Source organism: Alkaliphilus flagellatus (assembly GCF_018919215.1).
GTDB lineage: Bacteria > Bacillota > Clostridia > Peptostreptococcales > Natronincolaceae > Alkaliphilus_B > Alkaliphilus_B flagellatus.
The window spans coordinates 1-2866 of record NZ_JAHLQK010000013.1; the positions used below are offsets into that span (position 1 = coordinate 1).

Sequence of the window (2866 nt, forward strand, 5' to 3'; positions counted from 1 at the left end):
GCTACAAATGTTTCATTACCTATATCTTTTAATTCTGGTGTTTGTTCTTTACAAATATCTTGTCTATACATACATCTTCCGTAGAAACGACAGCCTGCCGGCGGGTTAACTGGGCTTGGTACGTCTCCTTCTAGTAATATTCTTTCTTTTTTTACATCAATTTGCGGAACTGGAATAGCCGAAAGTAGAGCTTGTGTATATGGATGCTGTGGTGATTTAAATATTGATTTGTAATCTGACAGCTCAACAATTTTTCCTAAATACATAACGGCAATTCTGTCACTTACGTGTTTAACAACACTTAGGTCATGGGAAATGAATAAATAGGTTAGTCCCATTTCTTTTTGCAAGTCATCCATTAAGTTTAATATTTGCGCCTGAATAGATACGTCTAGCGCTGATACTGGCTCATCCTGTACAATAAACTTTGGATTTAGAGCTAAGGCTCTTGCTATACCTATTCTCTGTCTTCTTCCACCGTCTAGTTCGTGAGGATAAACATTCATAAGTCTTTCTGCTAAACCTACGGTATCCATTAGCTCTTTTACTCTTTTTTGCATATCAACTTTAGATTTAAATACTTTATTTACTACTAATGGCTCTGCAATAATATCTGATAAGCTCATTCTTGGGTTTAAAGATGCAAATGGATCTTGGAAAACTATTTGCATTTCCTGTCGCATTTGTCTCATTTGCTGTTTGTTAAATTGAAGAATATCTTTACCTTCGAATATTATTTCTCCATCTGTTGCTTCTAATAGTCTTAAAACTACCCTACCTGTAGTAGACTTTCCACAACCAGATTCTCCTACTAGTCCTAATGTCTCTCCCTTATTTATATAAAAGTTTACATCATCCACTGCGTGGAGTAATCCTTTTTTAGTATTAAAATATTTTTTAAGATTTCTAGCTTCTATTAGTCTTTCTGCCATTTTTTTCACCTCCTAGGTTAGCACTTTATTTTTCATATAATAAACAGTTAACGTAATGTCCTGGCTCTACTTCTGTCTTCTTAGGCATCCTTTTACTACATTCTGCTGTTGCCTTTGGACATCTTGGGTGGAAAGGACAACCAGTTGGTAGATTCGTTGGATCTGGCATTAATCCCTTAATTGGCTTTAATCTATCTTCGTCTTCTTCAATGTTTGGTATTGAATTAAACAATCCTAATGTGTAAGGATGTTTTGGGTTTGTAAATAACTTTCTTTTATCTGTGTATTCTACTACTTTTCCTGCATACATAATAGCTACTTTATCGCATACATCTGCAACTATTCCTAGGTCATGAGTAATCATAATCATAGATGTTTTAAATTCTTCTTTAAGCTTTTTCATAAGTTCAAGTACCTGTGCTTGAATAGTTACGTCTAATGCTGTTGTAGGCTCGTCTGCAATAAGTAGGGTTGGGTTACAGGCAAGTGCTATCGCAATAACTACCCTCTGTCTCATACCACCACTAAATTGATGTGGATAATCCTTTGCTCTTTCTCCTGGAATTCCTACTGTTTCAAGCATTTCTTGAGCCTTTACCCATGCTTCTTTTGCATTAACCTTTTGGTGGAGTTTTATAACTTCTCCAATTTGATCTCCAACTGTCATTACTGGGTTTAATGAAGTCATAGGATCTTGGAAAATCATTGATATTTTATTACCTCTAACTTTTCTAAGTTCTTGTTGGTTTTTCTTTAGAAGGTCTTCACCTTCAAATATTATTTCTCCACTAACAATTTTACCCGGAGGGTCTGGAACAAGTTGCATAATTCCTAGAGCTGTTGTTGTTTTACCAGCTCCTGTCTCTCCTACTAATCCTAGAGTCTCACCTTTTCCAACTTCTAAACTCATATCTTCTACGGCACGGACTGTTCCATCCTCTGCCATATAATGAATAGCTAAATCTTTTATTTCTAATAAATTATTTTTACTCATTCTCTTTCTCACTCCTATCCTTTGGGGATTAGTTCTTTAATCTAGGATCAAGTGCATCTCTTAATCCGTCACCTAGAAGGTTTAGGGCAAATATTGTAATCATAATTGCAAGGCCTGGAAATGTAGCTACGTACCAGTTATCTCTTAGGTATTCACGTCCACTTGATAGCATTGCTCCCCACTCTGGTGTTGGCGGTTGAATTCCTAGACCTATAAAGCTTAATCCAGCAGCAGATAATATTGCTCCCGCAACTCCTAATGTTGCCTGTACAATAATTGGTGCCAGTGAATTTGGCAGAATATGTTTTGTTATAATTCTAAAGTCACTTGCTCCAACGGCTCTTGCCGCTTCAATAAACTCCTGATCCCTAATAGATAATACAGAAGCTCTAACTATACGAGCATAGGATGGAATTGATCCAATACCTACGGCAATCATTACGTTTCTAAGTCCTGGTCCTAGAGCTGCTACTATTGATATTGCAAGTAGTATACTCGGAATAGCTAGTAATATATCCATTATCCTCATAACGAAGTTATCTAATTTCCCACTATAATATCCTGCAATAGCTCCTAATGATCCTCCAACTAATGCAGCTATACCTACGGCTATAAATCCAACTTGAAGAGAAATTCTTGAACCATAAATAATACGACTAAAAATATCCCTACCAAAGTTATCTGTTCCTAGTAAATATTTACCTCCTGGAGCTATTAATCTATCCTTTAGGTTTTGATCATCATATCCATAAGGTGCTATAAAATCTGCAAATAATGCTGTTAATATTAGAAGTACAATAATACAAAGGCCGAACATAGCCATTTTATTTCGTTTTAGTCTTCTCCATACATCATACCAAGGGCCTGATTTTCTTTTTTTAGCCGGCTCTTTATCTTTACTATCTATATTCTTAACAATTGTTTTTGTTTCTGACATAAA

Annotated in this window: 3 protein-coding genes; all 3 read right to left on the reverse strand. The window is 35.7% G+C overall.

Features of this window, described 5'->3' with window-relative positions; genetic code table 11:
• On the reverse strand, nucleotides 1–932 hold a 932-nt coding region (locus KQI88_RS17700), incomplete at its 3' end, for an ABC transporter ATP-binding protein (RefSeq protein WP_216419653.1).
• Nucleotides 933–957: 25 nt separating this feature from the next.
• Entirely contained in the window at nucleotides 958–1926 is a 969-nt protein-coding gene (locus KQI88_RS17705) for an ABC transporter ATP-binding protein (RefSeq protein ID WP_216419655.1), read from the reverse strand.
• A gap of 28 nt (nucleotides 1927–1954) precedes the next feature.
• The coding region (locus KQI88_RS17710; RefSeq protein ID WP_330656265.1) for an ABC transporter permease at nucleotides 1955–2866 on the reverse strand (912 nt) is incomplete at its 5' end.

Coding starts and splice junctions, on each gene's coding strand:
- KQI88_RS17705 (WP_216419655.1), bottom strand. CDS start 1,926: ATGAGTAAAAATAATTTATTAGAAATAAAAGATTTAGCTATTCATTAT.